This is a genomic window from Lujinxingia vulgaris, assembly GCF_007997005.1.
GTDB lineage: Bacteria > Myxococcota_A > Bradymonadia > Bradymonadales > Bradymonadaceae > Lujinxingia.
Window position 1 is genome coordinate 1 of record NZ_VOSL01000097.1, and the last position, 3,345, is coordinate 3,345.

At 70.1% G+C, this 3,345-nt stretch carries 2 protein-coding genes; both read right to left on the reverse strand.

Annotated features, from left to right (window positions below):
• Positions 1-1,099: hypothetical protein (locus FRC96_RS16115; RefSeq protein ID WP_146975930.1), on the reverse strand; the 1,099-nt coding region annotated here is incomplete at its 3' end.
• Positions 1,096-3,345, reverse strand: a 2,250-nt coding sequence (locus FRC96_RS22325) for a hypothetical protein (RefSeq protein ID WP_230470335.1), incomplete at its 5' end; no start/stop codon positions are given. The genes FRC96_RS16115 and FRC96_RS22325, both read right to left, overlap by 4 nt.

Below are 3,345 nucleotides of genomic sequence, written 5' to 3' on the forward strand. Positions count from 1 at the left end.
TGGCGGTGAGGGCGCGGGCGGCGTGCGCGCGCACCTTCTGGCGAGGCTCGCTGGCCGGCAGCGCCAGGCGCTCCAGCATGGCGAGGGCGTCGGGGTGGGGGTCGCCGCTTAAGGCGCGGGCCACGGCGATGGGGATGGCGTCGGGGACCCCGGAGGTGGGGGCGAGCTCGATCGTCGCCAGGTGCTCACGGGCGATCTCCGGGTAGAGCTCGGCCAGGCGGGCGATGGCGTGGGCCTGAACGTGCCAGTCGTCGGGGAGCTCAAACGAGCGGGTGGCGCGCTGGACCAGCACATCGAGGCCCGCCTCCCGGGAGTGCGCCAGGGTGGAGAGGGCGGCGATCTTCAGCCAGGAGGAGGCCGTGGGTAAGATCGCGATTTTGATGAGCAGGCGCAGCCAGTCGCTGGCCAGAGCATCGGGGCGCTCGTGAAGCAAGGCGGCCAGGGGGGCGTGAGCGGCGCGAATCGCCAGCGGTTGGAGTTCGGCCAGGTCGCGGTTCTGGGCGAAGGTGCGCAAGAGCTCCGCCCCGGGGAGGCCCAGCAGGTGTTGAGAGAGTAGGGAGAGGTCCTCGGGGTGCGCGCGCGCCAGGAGGTCGTGCGCCAGAGCCTCGAGGGCGATAAAGATCAGGCGCAGCCTGGCGATGAGACGGCTCTCACGTAAGGTCTGGCGCTCGCGCAGAGTCTCAAAGTCCAGGAACTCATCGAGGGCGCGCAGGTCTTTGCGCAACTCCCCCGCTCTCGGCGCTTGCTCCTCAAGATACTCCACCACCACATCTCGCCGCGCGCGGCCGGGGAGGCGGGCGAAGTAGCGCTCGGTGAAGGACTGGAAGCTCGTGCGCAGCGTGTGAAGCTCGTGGTGGAGCTGGCGCAGGGCGTCGAGGAGTGAGGTGGTCAGCTCAAGCTGGGGCTCCAGGTGCGGGTCAGGCGCGAGCAGCTCGGTGTGGGGGAGGTTGAGGGTGGGTGTGCCCTGGTGCTCAAGGCGCGTGTGAAGGTCAGCCAGGGCGCGGTGGTCGAGGCGACGCACCAGCGCAGGCAGGCACGCGTCGAAGGTCAGCCTCGGGAGGCGATCGGGGTCGGAGGTGGGCCAGTTGTCGAAGATCATGGCCGAGACCGGTGCAAAAAGAACTCGGGCGTCAGCAGGTGTCCCAACGAGGCGTGGGAGGGAGGGACGCGCGAGAAGTTATCGAGGTTATGCCACACCGAGAGGCTCAGGCCGACGCGGGCGCGGCGCGGGTCACGCTCGCCAGGGATCAGCGAGAGCTGAGCGAAGGTGCTTAGATCGAGCAGCAGATCGCCGACGATCCAGTAGGCCACAGACGCGTCGAAGTTCAGGTCGTGCACCGTGGTGCTTGTGTTTCGATAGGGGTCGTCGAAGAGGTATCGCATGCGGTAGCCGACCTTGAGGTCGGTGGATGCGAGGAGTGCGCGAGCTTCGGTGGCCAGCCAGAGCTGGTCCGGGTAGGCGCGGTTGCTGAAGAGCTGCCGGGCCGACGCCGCGAAGATGGTGTTGACGAAGGGGCGAAACCACAGCGTCACACGGGCGTCAAAGCCCAGACGTCGGGGAAGCGCGTAGCTGTTGTAGAGCACCGGGTCGATAAGCCCGCGGGTGCTAAAGAAGGCCCGGGGTTCTTGCAGGCGCACATGGCCGGCCACCGAGGGAAAGAGCGACCAGTTAGGCGCCAGCTGAAGGGGTTTGGTCAGGCGTAGCGAGGAGCGAATCGACCAGTGGCTCTGCGCAAAGCGCTGCCAGTAAGTGGTGAGCCTGGGCTCAACGCGCAGGTTGAAGCGTGGCGTGCGCCAGTAGGCGCCCACGGTGCCCTCGGCCACCGGGGCGGTGCGCAGGTTGGAGCGCAGGCCGGTGTCGAAATACACCCAGAGGTCAGCGTCGGGGTTGGCCAGGTAGGCCCGGGTGTTGAGGCGGGCGTAGGGGGACTGGCGCGGATCGTCGATGAGGCTCTCTTCGAGGTCGATGTCGCGGGTGGCAAAGGCGCTGGAGAAGCGCAGGGTCCAGTCGACGGGGGGCTCGCTTAAGAGGTCATCGCCGCTGAGCTCGGCAAGCCCCCGGGGGAGGTCGGCCAGGAGGGTGCGGTCGAGGTCGAGGGCCGGGGGGGCGATGCCCTGTCGGAGCGTCGGGGCGTCTGCGGGTTGGGGGGCGTCCGGGGCCGGGGTGTCGGGCTGGCGCGCGCGGGCGATGGCGCGGTCGTCGTCGAGACGGGCGGCCAGGCGCAGGGTAGCCAGACCGTCCGAGACACGGACAGTGAGGCTGTGGAGCCCCGCCGCGACGACCGGGATGTGCAGGCGCTGTGCGGCTGAGAGCCGTGTCTCGGACAGGCCAGGGAGATCGATGCTCGCCTCGGGTTGCGGGTCTGCGGGCAGCGCCACACGGTGGGTGTGAACGTCGCCCTCCGGGCTCTGAAGCTCGATGATCACCTCGGAGGCCGGGCGGTAGCCGGAGCCCGAAAGGGGGAAGAGCGCGCGCAGGTCGAGGCGCAGCGTGGTGGGTCCGACGATGCTGAGATCGACGGGTTGCTCCGGGGCCAACACGTCGAGGCGACGGCGGATCGAGGCGGTCAGAGGTTGGGGCTGACCCGGATCGGCCGGGTCGAGGAGGTAGGGGAAGACGATGAAACGGCGGCCCAGGAGGTCGTCGTGGCGGCGAAGGGTGAGGCGGTAGGTCTGGCCGGCGTTTAGGTCAAAACGCGCCAGGAAGAGCTGCCCCGGGGGCCAGGCCGGCGGGGAGGTGTGTGGCGAGACGGCGTTTCCATCCTGATCCACAAGGTCGAGGTGCAGCAGGCAGGAGGGGGCCGGGCCCTCCGGTTGCAGATCGGGGCGAAGATCCAGGCAGGTGGCGGCGACCTCCAGAGGCTGGTCGACCCGGGGGCGCAGGGTGAAGGTGCGGCGCGCCGCGGCGTTCATCGGCAGCAGGAGCTCGGGGGCCCAGGGCACGCCGAGCAGGGCGTTTTCGACGCGCTCGTCAAGCGGGTTGGAGGTCGGCGGGACGGGCTGTGCGTCGACCGGGGTGGGGTCGAGGTCGGCCGGAAGCGTCGCCATCGCCGTGAGCAGCGTCGGGGTGTCTTGAGGCGCAAAGCGCGAGAGGCGCAGTGCGGCGAAGTAGGTGCTGCGGTGGGCCGGGGTCGGCGCGAGCGTGAAGGCGCGGGTGGCCAGGAGATGCGCGAGCGCCGCCTGGCCCGGATCGGGCTCGAGGGTGGGGTCGGTGAGGCGCTCGATGAGGAGGTCGGCCGCAGCGCGGAGCAGCGGGGCGTCGGCTCGGCGGGGGCTCTCGGAGCGTCGGCGTGCCATGTCGACGAGGAGGTCGGGGCGCTCGGCCTCGGTGGCGTTGGCCAGCGC